Genomic DNA, 18,141 nt, shown 5'->3' with positions numbered 1-18,141 from the left:
AGACTCTACATGGTTGGACCAATTCGTGTAAGAGGCAATGTAATGCTGAAATTGTGGGCAATTGGCTTGGCTGGCAGTTTCCTGCTGAGTGGCGTCATGCTGACACAAACTTCTCAGCCGTTGCTGGGCTGGTTGGCTTTGCATTTTTCTGATAAAACGCCATCCCGACCTTTCCCGACACGAGAGGAGGTGGCCAGGCAATTGGCGGCGGCTTCATCACAGCTTCCGTCAAAGGTGCATTCGGCCCCTTCGGCCCTTCAGTCGCAACAAACCGTGATACCGGTAACGTCAAACCATCCGTCGATGCCGGCGGCAAAGCCAAAAAATGCGGTGTATCATCCAGATGATGAGGTGCTCAATGAACAGAATGATCAAGGGGTGATCGAAGCGCACAGGCGTCCGGACCCCCCCCGCTCATCATTTTCAGACAATCGGTCAGACCCCGGGCCGGATCCGGTTCCTTCACCCGTTCTGACGCCTCTGTTGACAGAATACGAGCATGGGCTGGAGTTGTCATTTGTGCCGCCCCAGACCTCTTCAAAAGTAATGAAAAAGGCTTTGGCCCGTTTGTTTCTGTCTCCAACCCGTCCAAAAGAAGAAACGTTGCTGGCGTCCTCGTCAATCAACGTGGCGCAGACGCCTTATTATTATCAGCGCATCCTGGATCATCATGGAGAGCCTGTCCGTTACCCGGCTCAGGCACATGATTACGCCGATTTTTTATTGCAGAACCGACAATATCGGGACGAGCAGACCGGGGTGATCAGCATTGAAATTCCGCTGGAATCCATCCGGTTTTCTGAACGGGCAAGGCAATTTGAACCCACGGTACGACGGTACGCGCAAACCTTTGACGTTGATGTCGCTCTGATTTATGCCGTGATGGAAACTGAGAGCCACTTTAATCCTCTGGCAGTCAGTCAGTCCAATGCCATTGGTCTGATGCAGCTCAAACCAGAAGCGGCAGGGCGAGATGTGTTTGAGTATGTGGACGCCAGGCATGGTCAGCCTACATTGAATGAATTGTTTGATTCCGAAAACAATATTCGTATGGGGACGGCTTATTTATGGATGTTGCGCGAAGTGTATTTACAGCCAGTCAACAACCCGAAAAGCCGGGAAATGCTGGTAATTGCCGCTTACAACGGTGGCATTAAAACTGTTATGGATCTGTTTGGTCCCGACCGTGCCCGGGCGCTGAAACAGATGAACCGGCGTTCTCCCGAACAGATTTACCGCACCTTGCGGTATCAGCATGGTTCCAGTGAAACCCGTCAGTATCTTGACAAGGTGTTAAAAGCCCGCAACCGTTATCAGTCCCTGCTGCACACAGACGGCAAACTGAAAAGTTGATATGGGTCAAAACCCCGAGTATTTTTTTGCCGGAAAACTGGATTGTCTGGTCTGAACTGGGTTTCAACGCTAGAATTATTAGAATAACCACCAAAGGTGTACATGAAAAGGGCGGCTTTCCCCAGCCGCCAAGAAATAAGAGTGATTAATTATATGGCATTGCACGAACATATTCGCACCGCTCAGGCGATTATTAAATCCATGTCTGTACCTGATATGCCGGTTGAGCTTGTGATGCTGAACGAGGAGATTGAAAAAAAATTTTCCAATATTGTCACGGTCGCTCATATTATTGAAAAGAATCCGGAAATGCTGGCTGATTTTATTAACGTTGCCAATAAGGTGGTTGTCTGCAAGGAACCGATCAGGGATGCGCGTACCGCCACTCACTTGATGGGTATGGAGGAGATTCGCAATCTGTATGCCTGTACGGCCATCAAAAAACATTTGGCCGATGATTATTACGAGCGGGAGCTACTGTCTTTTTCCGTCAAAGTCGGGTTGGCAGCAGCCGAACTCAGCTACTGGGTTCAGGACGTCAGCCGGACTGAAGCCTACATGGCAGGGTTGTTTCATCATGTCGGCGTGGTGTATCTGTATCGCCGTGACAAAGAAGGGTACCGAGCCCTTTACGAACCTCAAACCACCCAACCTTTTGATGCTCATGACCGGGAGCTTGAGCTGCTTGGAACTTCTCATACACACATGGGACTGGTTCTGGCCAAAAAATGGCACGTGAATGACAATGTGGCAAAGGCCATTTTGCTGCATCATGATCAGAACTTTGCCTGTGTTGCCAGTCATCATCCCAAGGTTTGTCATTTGGCTGCTTTGATCATGGTAGCCACCTATATTGTGCTGGATACCCAGGACGAAGAGTTTGTGCATTCTCAGCTTAAAGCATACCGAAGTGTGGCTCTTGAGCATTTGGCCCTGCCTGATACGGCTTTGCGAGCGGCAGAGTCGATGGTTCGAAAGTTTGGCTCGACCGGGCTGGTCGTCGCCAGTCACTGAAGTGAATGCCTTTTGAACAGGTTCTTTGAGTGGTAACCAGGCAGGTTTCCCCTTACAATAAAGAACAATTGTGTTTCCTTGTTTTTTGCAGGAAGCGCATGTTTTGTATTGCTTGAGTTCGGTTCTGGCATGGTGCGGTTGTCGTGCGGCTCTTTGTTTGTGTCGGCACGTCTCTAAGGAAAATGACATGTTTGATGATCAGTCCATTATGATTACCGGGGGGACCGGATCTTTCGGCAAAGAGTACACACGCACTTTGTTGGCGCAGTATCGACCTAAAAAAATCGTCATTTTTTCTCGCGATGAACTGAAACAATACGAAATGCAACAGGAGTTCGATCACAAGTGCATGCGTTACTTTATCGGCGATGTTCGTGATGGCGAGCGTCTTAAAATGGCAATGAACGGCATTGACTATGTGATTCATGCGGCCGCACTTAAGCATGTTCCAGTAGCGGAATACAATCCCATGGAATGCATTAAGACCAATATCAATGGGGCCGAAAATGTGATTCAGGCGGCTTTGGAAAACAATGTCAGAAAAGTGATGGCGCTTTCTACGGATAAAGCCGCCAATCCGGTCAACCTGTATGGTGCCACCAAGTTGGCGTCTGACAAGTTGTTTGTGGCTGCCAATAATGTGGCTGGAAACAAGCCCACCCGCTTTTCAGTCGTGCGTTATGGCAATGTGATCGGTTCGCGCGGTTCGGTCGTGCCTTTTTTTAAACGCTTGATTGAGAAGGGGGCCGATCATCTGCCCATCACCCACCCGGACATGACCCGCTTTATGATTACCCTGCCTCAGGGCGTGGCGTTTGTGCTCAAAAACTTTGAGCGTATGCAGGGTGGTGAAATTTTTGTGCCCAAAATTCCTTCCATGAAAATCACGGAACTGGCGTCCGCCATGGCACCCGGTGTGCCCCAAAACGTGGTGGGCATTCGTCCGGGTGAAAAAATGCATGAAATCATGTGCCCGGCGGATGACAGTCATTTGACGCTGGAATTTAATGATCATTATGTGATCACGCCTACCATTCAGTTTTCCAATAAAACCGAGTTTGGTGTTAATGCATTGGGCGAAATTGGCAAGCCGGTCACCACGGGATTTGAATACAACTCGGGCACCAATGAACAGTGGCTGTCGCCCGAAGCGTTCCTGAAGCTGGCGGATCAGTGCATCGGTTAACATTGGGGTATCTATGATTCCATATGGAACTCAGTCCATTGATCAAAATGACATTGATGCCGTGGTGGCGGCTTTGCAATCTGATTTTCTGACTCAGGGTCCTGTTTTGCCCCGTTTTGAATCGGCCCTGGCTGAACGGGTTGAGGCCAGATTTGCAGTGGCGGTCAACAGTGCCACTTCGGCATTACATCTGAGCTGTCTGGCGCTTGGGTTGGGTGAGGGCGACTGGCTCTGGACGTCACCCAATACGTTCGTCGCCTCTGCGAATGTAGGGAAGCTTTGCGGTGCCAAGGTGGATTTTGTTGACATTGACCTTGATACCGGTTTGATGTCTATGGATGCTTTGGAGCAGAAGCTGGTGCAAGCCAATAAAGACAGCCGCATGCCTAAAATTGTGATGCCAGTGCATTTTGCCGGTCAATCCTGTGATATGCAGCGACTGCATCAGTTGGGCCAGCAATACGGTTTTTACATCATCGAAGACGCTTCACATGCGATTGGTGCCAGTTATCTTGGCAGACCAGTGGGTGCCTGTCAGTTTTCGGATGTGACGGTGTTCAGTTTTCATCCGGTCAAGATACTGACCACCGGTGAAGGAGGCGTCGCCACCAGTAATCAACCAGGCCTGGTTGAAACCATGCGGTTGCTGCGCAGTCATGGCGTGACCCGTGATCGTTCACAAATGACGGAACCTGTTGACGAAACCCCTTGGGGATACCAGCAGGTGATGCTGGGACTGAATTATCGCATGACGGAATTGCAGGCGGCGCTGGGTCTGAGTCAGCTCAGCAAGCTCGAAGATTTTGTACAATTCCGCCGTCAGCGCGTTACACACTATCAAAAAAAACTGTCATGTTTGCCAGTGCAGTCCATCGTCGAACATGGGCAAGGGCGCTCAGCCTGGCATTTGTTTACGTTACTGTTCGATGACCCGGGGCTGCGGACGTCGGTATTTTCCCGTCTGAGAGGCAAAGGCGTTGGCGTCAATGTGCATTACATTCCAGTGCATACCCAACCTTTTTACCGTCAGTTCGGATTTGACTGGGGAGATTTCCCTCAGGCAGAGGACTGGTATCGGCGCACTTTGACTTTGCCTTTGCACCCCAAACTGACGTTTTCCCAGCAACAGTGGGTGGTTGATTGTCTGGAGGAGGCATTGGCGTGAAGATTTGTGTGATTCCAGCAAGAGGCGGGAGTAAACGCATTCACCGCAAAAATATCAAATCGTTTGCAGGTCAGCCTGTGCTTGGGTATCCCGTTCAGGCTGCGTTGGCTTCGGGGGTGTTTGATAGGGTGGTGGTGTCAACCGAGGACGATGAAATTGCCAGGGTGGCCGTGGCCATGGGGGCCAGCGTGCCTTTCAAGCGTCCAGCAGAGTTGGCTGATGATCACACCGGTACCCGAGCCGTGCTTTTGCATGTCATCAACCGGTTTGAACAGGAGGGTGTGGCCATTGATCAGCTGTGTTGTTTGTATCCGGTTACGCCTTTTGTTACGGCACCTTTATTGAAAGAGGCTTACCAGGCCTGGTTATTTTCGCAGGCGTCTTATTGCATGAGTGTGGCTGAGTTTCCTTCCTCTCCTTATCGGGCTTTGAAGGCTTTGCCGGATGGGCGTGTCGGTAGTGTCTGGCCGGAATTTCGCGGTTTGCGCACCCAGGATTTACCCAACACTTTTTATGATGCCGGAATGTTTTATTTTTGCGACCCTGTTGCGTTGGCAGAAAAAATCCCGATTCATTCTGATGCTACCTGGCCATTTGTCCTGCCACATCATCTGGCACACGATGTCGACACCCCGGAAGATTGGGCGCTGGCCGAAGCGTTTTACCGCGTTCACGGCGTGGAGCTGAACCAAGGTGGCTAAGTTAATACCTGTATTGGCCTCATTGGATTATTTTCGGCTTTACGCCAGTGATGGGCATTGTGCGTTTACCGATTTGATCCGGTTTGACGGAATCTGGTTTTGCGCTTTTCGCGAAGGGCGGACCCACATGAGCTATGATGGCCGGATTCGAATCATGTCTTCGGTCGATGGCAGTAATTGGTCTGTGCGCTGGACTTTGTCCTGGGTTGGTGGAGATTTGCGTGACCCGCATTTTGTGGTGAATGCACAGGGGCAATTGGTACTCAATGCCGGCATTCGCCTGGCAGTCCGCGTGCAGCCCCGTTGCAGCTTTTTTTCGGCTGGGTGGCGCTTTGACTCCAGTCAGCAGATCTGGCTGGCGCCTGTGGTCGACAGGTCCGCCGCATGTCGCTGGCGCTGGATGCCGCATCGTCATGGCGATTTTGTTTACACGGTGGCTTATACCGGACAGGCGAACCAGGGTGTACTGGCCCGTTCAGCGGATGGTTTGCACTGGCAGGACTGGGTCACGCCTTTTTTTCCTGCGCAACGCCTTTATTTTAATGAAGCCACGCTGGCTTCCCGGCACAATCTGTTGGTCTGTCTGTTGCGTTGTGATCAGAAAGGCGGCTGTTCAGCCATGCTGGGCACAGCAAAGCCACCGTTTGATGATTGGTATTGGCAAACACTACACCAGGCGATTGGTGGACCCAAACTGATTACCTTGAGTGATGGAACTCTGATTGCGGTCTATCGGGTGATCGATTACGAACATGAGTTGGTGCGGCTGGAAGTGGCGGAGGTGGATCCGGATCGTGCTGCGTTGATCCCTTTGGGTAGCCTGCCTGCCGAGGGTGACTGCAGCTACGCCGGTATGGTTGAATACGATCGGGTATTGTGGATCAGTTATTATTCGACGCCTCAAGACGATGCGGGTTTGGCCAACAGTCAGATTTATCTTGCACGAGTGCCACTTGAATATTCTTCCTGACTTCTAATGCTGCATACGTTCTGTCATTCAAGGCCACTGGTAGTGTTTCGTGTGGATGCGTCCATCGAGATCGGGACCGGGCATGTGATGCGTTGTTTGACTCTGGCCGAGGCGCTTGAAGCGACCGGGGCAAGTGTTCATTTTATTTGCCGTGCGCACGTGGGACATCTGATTGATTTGATTCAGGCCAAAGGTTTTGAGGTGACAGAGCTGCCCGCAGACCCCGACTGGATTCCGTTGTCTTCAGAAGCAGGTACAGATACTGACACAGGCCTGTCCATGCTTTATCATGCGTCATGGTTGGAGACGACTCTGTCTCGTGAAGTGACGCAGTGTCGGTCAATCCTGCAAAGGTTGCGCCCGGACTGGCTGGTGGTGGATCATTATGCGTTGGATCTGCGATGGGAAAGAGCATTGCAATCGACCAGCAGGAAGCTGATGGTGATTGACGATCTGGGCGATCGGAAACACCAGTGTGATCTGTTGCTGGATCAGAATTATGGTGCAAGGCCCGCAAAGTATTCACGGTTGGTGCCTGAAACCTGTCGCATGCTTCTTGGCACAGACTATGCACTGTTAAGGCCGGAGTTTGCACAGTGGCGGCCTTTGAGCCTGGCCAGACGACAACAGGTTCGCCAGGTCAGAACGATTCTGGTCACCCTTGGCGGGGTGGATCGAAATAACGTCACCGTTCAGGTTTTGAGGTGTTTGTCCGATGTTCCTTTGACGTTGAAGGTTATCGTAGTAATGGGCAGCAAGGCACCCCATCTTGATGAGGTGCGTACTCTGGCAGAAACCTTGCCACTGTCGGTGCAAGTCAGGACCAATGTGCAGGATATGGCCCGGCTGATGAGTCAGGTGGATATGGCCATTGGCGCAGCGGGGGCAACGTCATGGGAGCGCTGTTGTCTGGGCTTGCCTACAGTTCAGCTGGTGATTGCCGATAACCAGAAAGAGGTTGCAAAACATCTGGCTCAAGCGAAAGCAGCCAAGTCCATTGATTCGCTGTCGCAACTGTCAGGCCTGGTAATCCGGGCGTCCGGTTGGATGCCATCGGTAAGTCAGCATGCTTCAGGCATTTGTGATGGGCGGGGAGTGCAAAGAGTATTACAGGAAATGTGAACCATGAAAACCGTCACGATTGACATGCCAAAGTTTGGGCAGGTTGTGCTGAAAAACTACACACACCTGAGTCATGAGGCGTTGTTGGCGGTTTTGAAAATGCGCAACCACCCTGACGTCAGAAAAAAAATGTTTGATCACGATCCGATCACCGAATCCGAGCATTTTCATTTTATCAACCGTCTGTCAAAGCGGACGGACACCGAGCATTTTCTGGTGTTGTACCAGGATAAGATACTGGGTGCAATCAACGTTACTGATGCCGATGAGCAAGCACAAAGCGCTTATGTGGGGATGTTTTCCAACCTGGAAAGCACGCACCCGATGGCGGCGTTCATACTGGAAAATGCGTTGATTTATTATGGGTTTGACCAACGGCAGTTCACCGCTTTGATTGCTGAAGTGCTGGAAGAGAATAAAAATGTGATTGCATTGCACCAACGTTTTGGTTTCAGACCTGCTCCAACTGATACAAACGGTGTTGTGAGGCTTGTACTAAGCAATGTGATAGAAAAGAACAAAGGAAGTCATGGATGAATAAGGTTTCAGACTTGGTGTTGGAGGTGGTCAGAGAGCTGGGATCCGATCAAGAAAACAAGGCGCTTGTGAATGCCGATTTGGAAACGCCGTTGTTTGGTCGGAATCTGGACAGTATGGGCATTGTGTTTTTGGTAACGGATTTGGAAGCGCGAATCAGTGAGGAGTGGGACCTCGCCATAACGCTGGCAGACGAACGGGCCATGAGCCAAAACACATCGCCATTTCGCAGCGTCAAGACACTGACTCAGTACACACAGACCCTGTTGGATGAGGCCAAAACATCAGCATGAACGCCATAACTCCCAGGATTTATCTGATCACCGGTACTCGCAAAGGATTGGGCAAACACCTTGCCGAGCATTATCTTAGCCAGGGTGAGAGTGTTGTTGTGGGGTGCAGTCGAGGGCATGGCACGATCAGTCACGACCGTTATGAGCATTATGAACTGGATGTCACCGATGAAAAAGCGGTCATTCAGATGGTGCGAAGCGTCAGAAAAAGGCATGGACGGATTGATTATCTGCTCAATAATGCCGGAATAGCTGCCATGAACCATTTTCTGACGACCCCTTACGCTCAGGCACAGTCGGTGATGAATACCAATTTTTTTGGCACCTTTTTACTCAGTCGAGAAGTGGCCAAGCTGATGATGCGTCAACGCTGCGGGTCCATCGTGAATTATACGACGGTCGCAGTGGCGCTCGACCTGGCGGGTGAAGCTGTCTACGCGGCGAGCAAAGCCGCGATTGAAAGTTTGACCCGAGTCTCGGCGAAAGAGCTGGCTCAGTTTGGCGTGCGAGTTAATGCCATCGGTCCTACGCCAATTGAAACCGATCTGATAAAGCATGTTCCTGAACAGAAATTACAGGCGTTATTGGATCGGCAGGCCATTGTGAGGTATGGCAAAGTGGCTGATGTGATCAATGTGGTCGATTTCTTTAACAGCGAGCACAGTGATTTTATTACCGGGCAAACCCTTTATTTAGGCGGAGTGGTTTGATCATGACTGATTGGCTTACGCACTTACAGAGCTTCGCAGACAAACCTGCCATAGTCGATGAACGGGGAACGTTTGACTATCATGAGTTGGTGAACCAGATTCAAAGCTTTCGCCGACATCTGAGCAAAACCATAGACGCAGGTCAGGTGGTGGCCATCCTGTCTGATTACAATTTTTATGCGGTGGCATTGTTTTTTGCTTTGTACGAAAAACAGGCTGTGATAGTGCCTATTGTCTCGACCCGGCAGGCTGAAATAGACAAACGTCTGGCCGTGGTGGACGCCGACTGGGTGCTTGAACTGAATGGAGAAACGCTCAACATGACGCCTTTCGCGTCCGCAGAAAGTCATTCATCTCAACCAATGATTAACGCATTGCGCACCCAAAAAGAACCAGGCCTGGTGCTTTTCAGCAGTGGAAGCACTGGCGAACCCAAAGGTATGGTGCATAATCTGGCCAGGCTGGTTGACAGTGTTCAGGGTAAAAAACCCAAGCAATTAAATATGCTGGTGTTTCTGATGTTTGACCACATCGGGGGACTCAATACTCTGCTCAACAGTTTGGCCATGGGTGCCAGAATCGTACTGGTGCAAGCGCGTGATGCGGAAGCTGTGGCGAAGTTGATTGAAGCACACCGCATTCATGTGCTTCCTGCTTCCCCCACTTTTTTGAATCTGATGTTGATGGCAAAGGTCCATGAGCGCTTTGATATGCGCTCTTTGAAAATGATTACCTACGGCACCGAATCCATGCCAGAGAGTTTGTTGCAAAAACTGAAAAAGGCCTTTCCCAAAACCCGTCTTCTGCAAACATTCGGGACTTCAGAGACCGGCATTGCCCAGACAACCAGTCGTTCATCGGCCAGTCTGGAGATGAAGCTGGATGACCCCCGCGTGCAAACCAGAGTGGTTGATGGTGAATTATGGCTCAAAAGTGACACTCAGATAATGGGGTACTTGAATGCGCCCATGGATGATTTTACAGAGGATGGGTGGTTTCGGACAGGCGATCTGGTTGAGGTGTCGGAGGATGGTTATTTGCGCATCAGAGGGCGCATCAAGGAAATGATCAACGTCGGTGGCGAAAAGGTCTTGCCTGCCGAAGTTGAGTCAGTTTTGTTTGAACTGGATTTGATTGCAGACTGTATGGTCTACGGCGCTGAAAACGCCATTACCGGAGAAATGGTCTGTGCCCAGATTGTGCTGGCACCGCAGGCAGATCCAAAATCGGTCAGACGCCTGCTGCGCCAGCATTGTCGCGCACGTCTTTCGCGGTTTAAGATTCCGGCCAGAATCGAGTTTGTTGACCAGACGCATTTCGGCGACCGCTTTAAAAAGAAAAGGCTCAGCTGACCTATGCAAATAGACCAACGCTCTATTGGACCAGAACACCCGCCCTATGTGATTGCCGAGCTTTCTGCCAACCACAATGGTGACATTGAACGCGCGTATCAGATCATCCTGTCGGCCAAAAAAGCCGGTGCCGATGCAGTCAAACTGCAAAGCTACCGCCCTGATACCATTACCATGGATATGCGTACCCCCGAGTTTATGATTCAAGATGGTCTGTGGGAAGGCAAAAGCCTGTATGAACTGTATGAGTGGGCGCATATGCCGTGGGAATGGCATGCGCCTTTATTTGATTATGCACGCAGACTGGGCTTGACCATCTTCAGTTCGCCTTTTGACCGGACAGCCGTTGACCTGCTGGAAGATTTGAATGCACCAGCCTACAAGATTGCCAGTTTTGAAGCGGTGGATTTGCCCCTGATCGCTTATGTGGCGCGAACGGGCAAGCCCATGATCATTTCGACTGGTATGGCATGCCTCGAAGAAATTGAGGAAGCAGTTGTCGCAGCACGTGATGCCGGTTGCAAAGAACTGGCCTTGTTGCATTGTGTCAGTGGTTATCCGGCGCCGGCAAATGAATATCACTTACGTACCTTGGCGGACATGCAACAGCGTTTTGAGGTGCCGGTCGGTTTGTCAGATCATACCCTGGACAATACCACCGCCATTGCCAGTGTTGCGCTGGGTGCCAGTCTGGTTGAAAAGCATGTTACTCTGGATCGAACCGCAGGGGGACCGGATGACAGTTTTTCTCTTGAACCCGGCGAACTCGGGACATTATGCCATGCCAGCCGTACAGCCTGGGAAGCACTCGGGCATGTGCATTATGGGAATACGGCCAGCGAAGCCGTTTCTGTACAACACCGTCGTTCACTTTATTTTGTGCGGGACCTGCCCAACGGGCATATTGTCACGGAACAGGATATTCAAAGCATTCGGCCGGGCAAAGGACTGGCACCCAAACATCAGCCCGGCCTTGTCGGCAAAAGATTGAACCAAGCGGTTTTACGAGGCCAGGCAACGGCTTGGGAGTATTTCCAATGAAAAACAGGATCGTGATCACCTATGGCACATTTGATATGTTTCATATCGGGCACCTGCGTCTGTTGCAGCGTTTGGCCAGACTGGGAGATCGATTGATTGTGGCGGTTTCCACCGATGAGTTTAATGCGCTCAAAAACAAAAAAACGCTCATCCCTTATGATCAGCGAGCAGAAATCGTTGCCAATATTGCCTGCGTGGATCAGGTGGTGCCAGAGCAAAGTTGGGAGCAAAAACAACATGATATTGAGCGCTATCAGGTGGATGTGTTTGCCATGGGCAATGACTGGCAGGGGGCATTTGATTTTTTAAAGCCTTATTGTGAGGTCGTGTATCTCCCGCGCACGCAGGATGTTTCCACGACCGAGCTGAAACAATCGCTCAATCAGTTTCTGACTGAGCATGGTGTGCAAGGGCTGTTGCCATGAATTTCGCGGGCAAGCGCATACTGATCGCTCCTTTGTCGCCCACCTCAAAAGCCTTGGCGGACGCCTTGCAAGCGCATGAACCGACCCTGAAAATACTGGGGTATTTGGACAATTACAAAACCGGATCGGATGTGTTTTCTTTGGATCAAATCAAAGCGCACGCCTTTGACTGGGTATTGATTCTCTCGCCCAATCATTTTGACAGCCTTTACCGTGACCTGAAACACAAGGTGTCATTGTCTCAGCTGGTGAAAGTGCAGATCGAGGCTTATCAATACCGTTTTTATGATCACAACCAGATACGGCGTCAGCGTCGAGGTGAGATGTATCAGACCTTGAAGTTGACATGCCTGCAATGGCTTAACCGATGGTTTGATTGGTTGGGCAGAGATCGTCAAACAATGGCATTGATTGCCAAAGGGTTTGTTGGCAGCAATCTCAAGGCTTTTTATTTGTATTGTCTGCAACACCGTCGCCCCGTGGTTTTACTGACTGAGAATAAACAAGCTTATCAAACGCTTAAAGCGGCCGACTTGCCTGTGGTTTGGTTGGGTGGCTGGCGTGGTCTCTGGGCAATGGCGAAAGCCTATTGGTTGATACAGGATCAAGCCAACCACACCGAATATTTTCCCTGTTTCGGGCATCAGCAAAAAACGGTGCAAATATGGCACGGCATTCCATTGAAACGATTGAGTGCGCAAAAGAACATTTGCTACGACCTGCTGGTTTCCACAACCGAGTATGTCACCCAAACCAGCCTGGGTGGGTTGTTTGAACACAAAAATGTAATTCACAGCGGCTATCCCAGAAATGACCTGCTCACGCCAGGTTTGATTGAACGGGATGCATTGTTATCAGAACCGGCGCTGATTCAATGGGTGAAAGACAAGTGTGCGCAAGGGCAGACAGTGCTGGTCTATATGCCCACCCATCGTGAGTATGATGTGGGCGTGGATGGATTTGGTTTTCAGGAAATACCATTGGACTGGGTTGCCTTAGATCGTCATTGTGCCCAAGAAGGGTGGGTGATGTTGATCAAACTGCATCCCTTTGTGGAAGCACATTACCAATCTGTTTTGGCGCGCCTTCGGCTCAAGCACATTCGGCTGTACCCTGCACAAGAAGATATTTATTCATTGTTGCCGTACACGGATGCCTTGGTGACGGATTACTCTTCGGTGTATTTTGATTATTTATTGTTGGACAAGCCGATCGTTTTTTATTGCTATGATTTTGAGGCTTACACTGAAAACAAATCGGGGTGGACGTATGATTTTGAAAACTTCACACCGGGGCCCAAAGTTTATGCACCAGAGACCGATCAATTGATTCGCACGCTTGATGAGTCACTTTCATCTGATGCGTGGGCGACAGATAGACAGACCCTGAGAAAACAATTGTTCGGGTCGGCTTCATCCAAAACATCAGCGAGTGAGCGATTGCTTCAGGCAGTGGATGCACACAGTTAAATCGGGCAGGCATTATGGAAATCGTTATCTTTGGCGCGTCTAATAAAGGTTTAATGGCATGGCAACATTTGTCACAACACCATGATGTGGTGGCGTTTGTGGACAATGATGCCAGCAAACAGGGCACCCAGCTGCAACAAAGAAAAATCATCGGGTTTGACCACTATCAACGCCACTACGCCAGAAACACCACTCTAGTGATTGCATCCAATTTTTCACTGCAGATAGTGCAGCAAATTCTGCCCTATATGAGCCAGGTGTTTTATGTTTTTGAGCTGTTTTCATCGGGTTATCAGTTGATACCGGTTGACCCGGCGTGTGACGAAGTGGACACGGACGTCAATTTGGTGGTTGAGAACTATTCTGGTTCAAATACCTTTGCCCTGCATCGAATGGGGTGTATGCAGGATTTCGACTATCAGGTGACAGACGCAAAATCGAATAATTTTTTTAATCACATGCTGCGCAGTCGAGTGACGGTGCATACGCACGCCAGAGATGGCTTGGCGCAACGCAAAACAGTGCAACTGTGGCACGGATTTCCACTGAAAACCCTGGGATTGATGAATGTTTCGATGACATCAGAGGCAAAAAAACGTCATGTGCAGCCATGGAAAGCCTATGATGCAGTGACATCCTACGGCCAGCTGTACAATACCTTTATCAATGCCTGCTATGGACTCGACTCCAGCTATTACACAGTGACAGGCATGCCACGCAATGATTTGTTGTTTGAACCCAATGCAAAAGAAAAACTACAAACCATCACAGGTGTCGACATCCAATCTGCAAAATGCATTGTTTATCTCCCAACATTCAGGCAATCCAAATATGGGTATCACAATGGAGAAGTGCCCAGCCAGCTATTTGGGTTTGCTGCGTTTGATATTGAAGCGTTTATTGCGTTTCTAGAGCAAAATGACTTTTATTTTTTTATGAAGTTTCACCCCTGGGATGTCAATGCGGGGCTTTTGCAGGAGATGATTGGGTGGTCTGATCGACTGGTGATGCTGGATGAAGAAAAACTATCGGAGCATAAAATCGATTTGTACGAGTTGCTGCCTGCGACAGATCTGCTCATTACCGATTATTCCTCGGTTTATTTCGATTATTTATTGCTCGACAAACCGATGATTTTTGTCCGGACTGACCAAAAGCGTTACGAACACAATCGAGGTTTTTTAGTTGAACCCAATGACGATTGGTCACCGGGAGTCAGTGTTTCTTCTCAGGAGCAGTTACAACATACATGCTTGCATTCCTTTGAAAGGCCCGGGTTTCACTCAAAAAGCCGTTCAAAATTGGCGGAAAGCACCCATTTTTATCAAGACAATCAATCGAGTTTAAGAGTCAGGGAACTCATAGAAAGAATGATTTCTTAAGCCGAATATTCCACAAATTTGCACCGAAGAAACCGAAGATAAATATCCAAGTTAAGCTCGAACATATTTACAAGGTGTCGTTTATATGGCTTTAAGTCTGAAAGAGCGTTCGCAGAAGGCCATTCACTTATGGCTCAAAGAAATAACACAGGCTAAAAAATATCAGGTTTTTTATGCTGTTTTTGGTACTACTTCTTATTGTCAAGAAGTAATGGGTCAGCTTCATGCTTTGGGTTTTAAAAATGGTGTTTACGTTGCCTCTAACCCCAGTATAACTTTTATTGGAACTGTTCCAGTCAAGTCCTTGGCTGAGTTAAAAGAATCTAGTGTAAACTTTGTCATTTTAGGCAGCTTGGCCAATGCTCAGTTTCAGGCCGACCTGCTTTTGAAGCATTCAATCGAAGCACCGGTTTTCTCGATTCCAAACTCTGAATGCTTGGCCTTGGAGTATGATGTGACGCCTTCCGAGAAGGTTTCTTTTGATTCTCTCGAAAATAAACATATCAATGAATCCGCTTTTATCGTGGGTAATGGTCCCAGTTTGAATCAAACAGATCCAAGACGCATTAAAAATGCAGTTGTAATGGGGTGCAATGGTATTTGTCAGCTGGAGGGATTTGATCCTGATTATTATTTTATGGTGGATCGAAACGCCCCTTTGTATTGGCAAAGAGAAATTGATCGTCTAAAAGGGATGAAGATCGTGCCTAATCATCTCAAGTCCTGTCAGTTTGATCACTCAAATACGGTTTTTTATCCCAGAAGTTATCGGTTGTGTCAGCACTCTATCGATCCATATCAATATGGGCTACCTAAAGGGTTATCCGTTATCAGCCCCATGGTTTACATGGCAGTCTATATGGGAGTGAAGCGTATTTATTTTATTGGTGTTGATCAGGATTATGGAAAAAAACAATCAGAGATGCACTTTATGAAGGGATACTATCCTGATAAAAAGTCACATTTAACCCAGTCGTTTTTACAGGAACGCATACAAAGGCAAAACCATGGTATTTCATTAGCGCTCGAGGCAGCGAAAGCAGGCGGTGTTGAGTGTTATGATGCAGGCCCTTTGTGGGGGATGGGAATTGATTCTGTGGATTTTGAATCACTTTCTCAATTTTTAAAATGAAATTAAATGGAACTGGCATGAGTTGGCTCGGAAAAAATGTATTGGTCACAGGTGCAGACGGGTTCATCGGCTCGCATTTGGTCGAGACGCTGGTCAGTGCTGGCGCGAATGTGCGCGCTTTGGTTCTGTACAACTCGTTCAATTCCTGGGGCTGGCTGGATGCCAGTCCGGTCGCCGAACAGATTGAAGTGGTCAGCGGCGATGTCCGTGATCCGTTTTTGTGTCAAAGCCTCTGTCAAAACATCGACACCGTTTTTCATCTGGCCGCGTTGATCGCGATTCCTTATTCCTATGTCGCCCCGAACTCGTATGTGGAAACCAATGTCAACGGCACCCTGAACATGGTGCAGGCGGCCAAAGATCAGGGCGTGCGCCGCTTTATGCATACCTCCACTTCTGAAACCTATGGTACGGCGCAACGGGTGCCGATTGACGAAGACCACCCGATGCAGCCGCAGTCGCCTTACAGCGCCAGCAAAATCGGTGCGGATGCGATGGCGATGTCTTACTACCATGCCTTCGGTTTTGCGGTCACCATTGCCCGGCCATTCAATACGTACGGCCCGCGCCAATCCGCGCGTGCGGTGATTCCCACCATCATCAGTCAGATTGCCAGCGGCATGACGCAAATTCAGCTGGGTGACACCTCACCAACCCGCGATTTCAATTATGTGAGCGATACCTGTCAGGGGATGATGGCGCTGATGATCACCGACCAGACCATTGGCGAAACGGTCAACATCAGCAGCAACTTTGAGGTGTCCATTCAGGAAACGCTGGACACGATCAAGCGCCTGATGCACTCGGACGTCGAGTTTGTGCAGGACCCACAGCGACTGCGCCCCAAGGACTCCGAAGTGTTCCGGCTGTGGGGCGACAACCGAAAACTGATTGACTTGACCGGCTTTGAGCCGGGTACGTCTCTGGAACAGGGACTGCAACAGACCATCGACTGGTTTACCCAATCCGACAACCTCGCGCGTTACAAGGCAGGTCAATACAATGTCTGATCCATCGGTCTGGTCCTCCCTGCAGACATTGATTCGAACCCATTACCAGCAGCCGGACGACTGTGTTCTCTTGCCGGTTTCGGTCAAAATGAAATGGATCAGCTGTGAGTGGGTCACGTGTCATGCTTAGACCGCAACTCAAAAATCTTGTTGCCTATATTCAGGAAATGTACCAGTGCGAAGCGTTTCTGCCATTGCACGAGCCACGGTTTAATGAGCGTGAAAAAGAGCTGGTGATGGATTGCATTGATTCCACGTTTGTCTCCAGTGTGGGGCCTTATGTGGACCAGTTTGAGAAGCAAATCGCTGACTATACTGGCGCAAAGTACGCCATCGCGACCGTCAATGGGACGGCGGCACTGCATGTTTCGCTTTTATTAGCGGGGGTTGAACGCGGTAGTGAAGTCATTACTCAGGCATTGAGTTTTATTGCCACCTGTAATGCCATCTCTTATTGCGGTGCCAGCCCGGTGTTTGTGGATGTAGACAAACAAACCCTCGGGCTGTCCGCCGAATCCCTGTCGGATTTTTTGTCGCAATACGCCTTTGTCAAAGATGAACAATGCTTTAACAAACACACCCAAAACCGTATTTCCGCCTGTGTGCCCATGCACACGTTTGGCCACCCTTGTGAAATAGACAGAATTAAAGCGATTTGTGAAAAATGGTGCATTCCCCTGGTAGAAGACGCGGCCGAATCACTGGGCAGTGTTTACCAAAATCAGCACACCGGGACCTTTGGTTTATTGGGCGCGATCAGCTTTAATGGCAACAAAATCATCACGGCGGGCGGTGGCGGGGCCATCATCACTCAAGACGAACAACTGGCCAAAAAAGCAAGGCATTTGACTACCACAGCCAAAGTCCCTCACAAGTGGGCATTCAATCACGACCAGATTGGGTACAACTATCGCATGCCCAATCTCAATGCCGCCTTGCTGTGCGCGCAACTGGAAAAGCTTGAGGTTTACATTCAAAATAAGCGAGAGACGGCTCAAAAGTACCAGGCCTGGTGCCAAAGCAATCAGGTTGCGTTTGTTTCAGAGCCTCCCAATGCGGCTTCAAACTTTTGGCTGAATGCGATATTGTTAAAAGATCAGGCAGAACAACAAAATTTTTTAGAATATGCCAACAACCAAGGTGTGATGACCAGGCCTGCCTGGACATTGCTCAACACCTTGCCCATGTTTAAAGACTGTTTGGCCATGCCTCAAAATAACGCTCAATATTTATCTGAGCATTTGGTCAACCTGCCAAGCAGTGTAAGATAAGCAGCAGA

At 49.4% G+C, this 18,141-nt stretch carries 18 protein-coding genes; all 18 read left to right on the top strand.

The genetic code is table 11. The features are described 5' to 3' along the window. Positions 1-42: 42 nt before the first annotated feature. Positions 43-1,353, top strand: a complete 1,311-nt coding sequence (locus tag A377_RS12620; RefSeq protein ID WP_019894307.1) for a murein transglycosylase domain-containing protein — start codon at positions 43-45, stop codon at positions 1,351-1,353. Between the two features lie 153 nt (positions 1,354-1,506). Next, positions 1,507-2,367, top strand: coding sequence for an HDOD domain-containing protein (locus tag A377_RS0101390; RefSeq protein WP_019894305.1), 861 nt, complete (start codon positions 1,507-1,509; stop codon positions 2,365-2,367). Positions 2,368-2,554: 187 nt separating this feature from the next. Further along, positions 2,555-3,553 carry a UDP-N-acetylglucosamine 4,6-dehydratase (inverting) gene (gene pseB / locus A377_RS0101385; protein WP_019894302.1) on the top strand — a complete coding sequence of 333 codons (999 nt, stop codon included), beginning with the start codon at positions 2,555-2,557 and terminating at the stop codon, positions 3,551-3,553. 13 nt (positions 3,554-3,566) lie between these two features. Then, positions 3,567-4,718 (top strand): UDP-4-amino-4,6-dideoxy-N-acetyl-beta-L-altrosamine transaminase, encoded by a 1,152-nt coding sequence (pseC, locus tag A377_RS0101380; protein ID WP_019894301.1) that lies wholly within the window; start codon positions 3,567-3,569, stop codon positions 4,716-4,718. Further along, positions 4,715-5,419, top strand: coding sequence for a pseudaminic acid cytidylyltransferase (pseF, locus tag A377_RS0101375; protein ID WP_019894300.1), 705 nt, complete (start codon positions 4,715-4,717; stop codon positions 5,417-5,419). The genes pseC and pseF overlap by 4 nt, the downstream gene beginning before the upstream one ends. Further along, positions 5,412-6,389, top strand: coding sequence for a hypothetical protein (locus tag A377_RS0101370; RefSeq protein ID WP_157760670.1), 978 nt, complete (start codon positions 5,412-5,414; stop codon positions 6,387-6,389). The genes pseF and A377_RS0101370 overlap by 8 nt, the downstream gene beginning before the upstream one ends. A gap of 42 nt (positions 6,390-6,431) precedes the next feature. Continuing rightward, positions 6,432-7,511, top strand: coding sequence for a UDP-2,4-diacetamido-2,4,6-trideoxy-beta-L-altropyranose hydrolase (gene pseG, locus A377_RS0101365; protein WP_019894298.1), 1,080 nt, complete (start codon positions 6,432-6,434; stop codon positions 7,509-7,511). Between the two features lie 3 nt (positions 7,512-7,514). Further along, positions 7,515-8,048 (top strand): UDP-4-amino-4,6-dideoxy-N-acetyl-beta-L-altrosamine N-acetyltransferase, encoded by a 534-nt coding sequence (pseH, locus tag A377_RS0101360; protein WP_019894297.1) that lies wholly within the window; start codon positions 7,515-7,517, stop codon positions 8,046-8,048. Beyond that, complete coding sequence (locus A377_RS0101355; protein WP_019894294.1) at positions 8,045-8,341, top strand: hypothetical protein; 297 nt, start codon at positions 8,045-8,047, stop codon at positions 8,339-8,341. Before pseH ends, A377_RS0101355 begins: the two co-directional genes overlap by 4 nt. Next, the gene (locus tag A377_RS0101350) at positions 8,338-9,051 is read left to right on the top strand and encodes an SDR family NAD(P)-dependent oxidoreductase (protein ID WP_019894293.1); all 714 of its coding nucleotides are present in this window, start codon (positions 8,338-8,340) and stop codon (positions 9,049-9,051) included. Before A377_RS0101355 ends, A377_RS0101350 begins: the two co-directional genes overlap by 4 nt. A 2-nt stretch (positions 9,052-9,053) precedes the next feature. Then, on the top strand, positions 9,054-10,403 hold the full coding sequence (locus A377_RS13195; protein WP_028485166.1) for a class I adenylate-forming enzyme family protein: 1,350 nt from the start codon (positions 9,054-9,056) through the stop codon (positions 10,401-10,403). A gap of 3 nt (positions 10,404-10,406) precedes the next feature. Continuing rightward, positions 10,407-11,444: a pseudaminic acid synthase gene (gene pseI, locus A377_RS13190; protein ID WP_019894291.1), complete on the top strand. Its 1,038-nt coding sequence runs from the start codon at positions 10,407-10,409 to the stop codon at positions 11,442-11,444. Next, positions 11,441-11,869 carry a glycerol-3-phosphate cytidylyltransferase gene (gene tagD, locus A377_RS0101335; protein ID WP_019894290.1) on the top strand — a complete coding sequence of 143 codons (429 nt, stop codon included), beginning with the start codon at positions 11,441-11,443 and terminating at the stop codon, positions 11,867-11,869. Before pseI ends, tagD begins: the two co-directional genes overlap by 4 nt. Before the next feature lie 140 nt (positions 11,870-12,009). Next, complete coding sequence (locus A377_RS0101330) at positions 12,010-13,338, top strand: CDP-glycerol glycerophosphotransferase family protein (protein WP_169338002.1); 1,329 nt, start codon at positions 12,010-12,012, stop codon at positions 13,336-13,338. A 14-nt stretch (positions 13,339-13,352) separates the two neighbouring features. Further along, positions 13,353-14,720 (top strand): CDP-glycerol glycerophosphotransferase family protein, encoded by a 1,368-nt coding sequence (locus A377_RS0101325; RefSeq protein ID WP_083919055.1) that lies wholly within the window; start codon positions 13,353-13,355, stop codon positions 14,718-14,720. Between the two features lie 85 nt (positions 14,721-14,805). Next, positions 14,806-15,852: a 6-hydroxymethylpterin diphosphokinase MptE-like protein gene (locus tag A377_RS12615; RefSeq protein WP_019894286.1), complete on the top strand. Its 1,047-nt coding sequence runs from the start codon at positions 14,806-14,808 to the stop codon at positions 15,850-15,852. A 17-nt stretch (positions 15,853-15,869) separates the two neighbouring features. Then, on the top strand, positions 15,870-16,862 hold the full coding sequence (locus A377_RS0101315) for an NAD-dependent 4,6-dehydratase LegB (protein ID WP_019894285.1): 993 nt from the start codon (positions 15,870-15,872) through the stop codon (positions 16,860-16,862). Positions 16,863-16,984: 122 nt separating this feature from the next. Next, on the top strand, positions 16,985-18,133 hold the full coding sequence (locus A377_RS0101310; protein WP_019894284.1) for a LegC family aminotransferase: 1,149 nt from the start codon (positions 16,985-16,987) through the stop codon (positions 18,131-18,133). Positions 18,134-18,141: the final 8 nt, after the last annotated feature.

The organism is Hydrogenovibrio halophilus DSM 15072, from assembly GCF_000384235.1.
Classification (GTDB): domain Bacteria; phylum Pseudomonadota; class Gammaproteobacteria; order Thiomicrospirales; family Thiomicrospiraceae; genus Hydrogenovibrio; species Hydrogenovibrio halophilus.
This window is presented reverse-complemented; position numbering and strand designations above follow the sequence as displayed.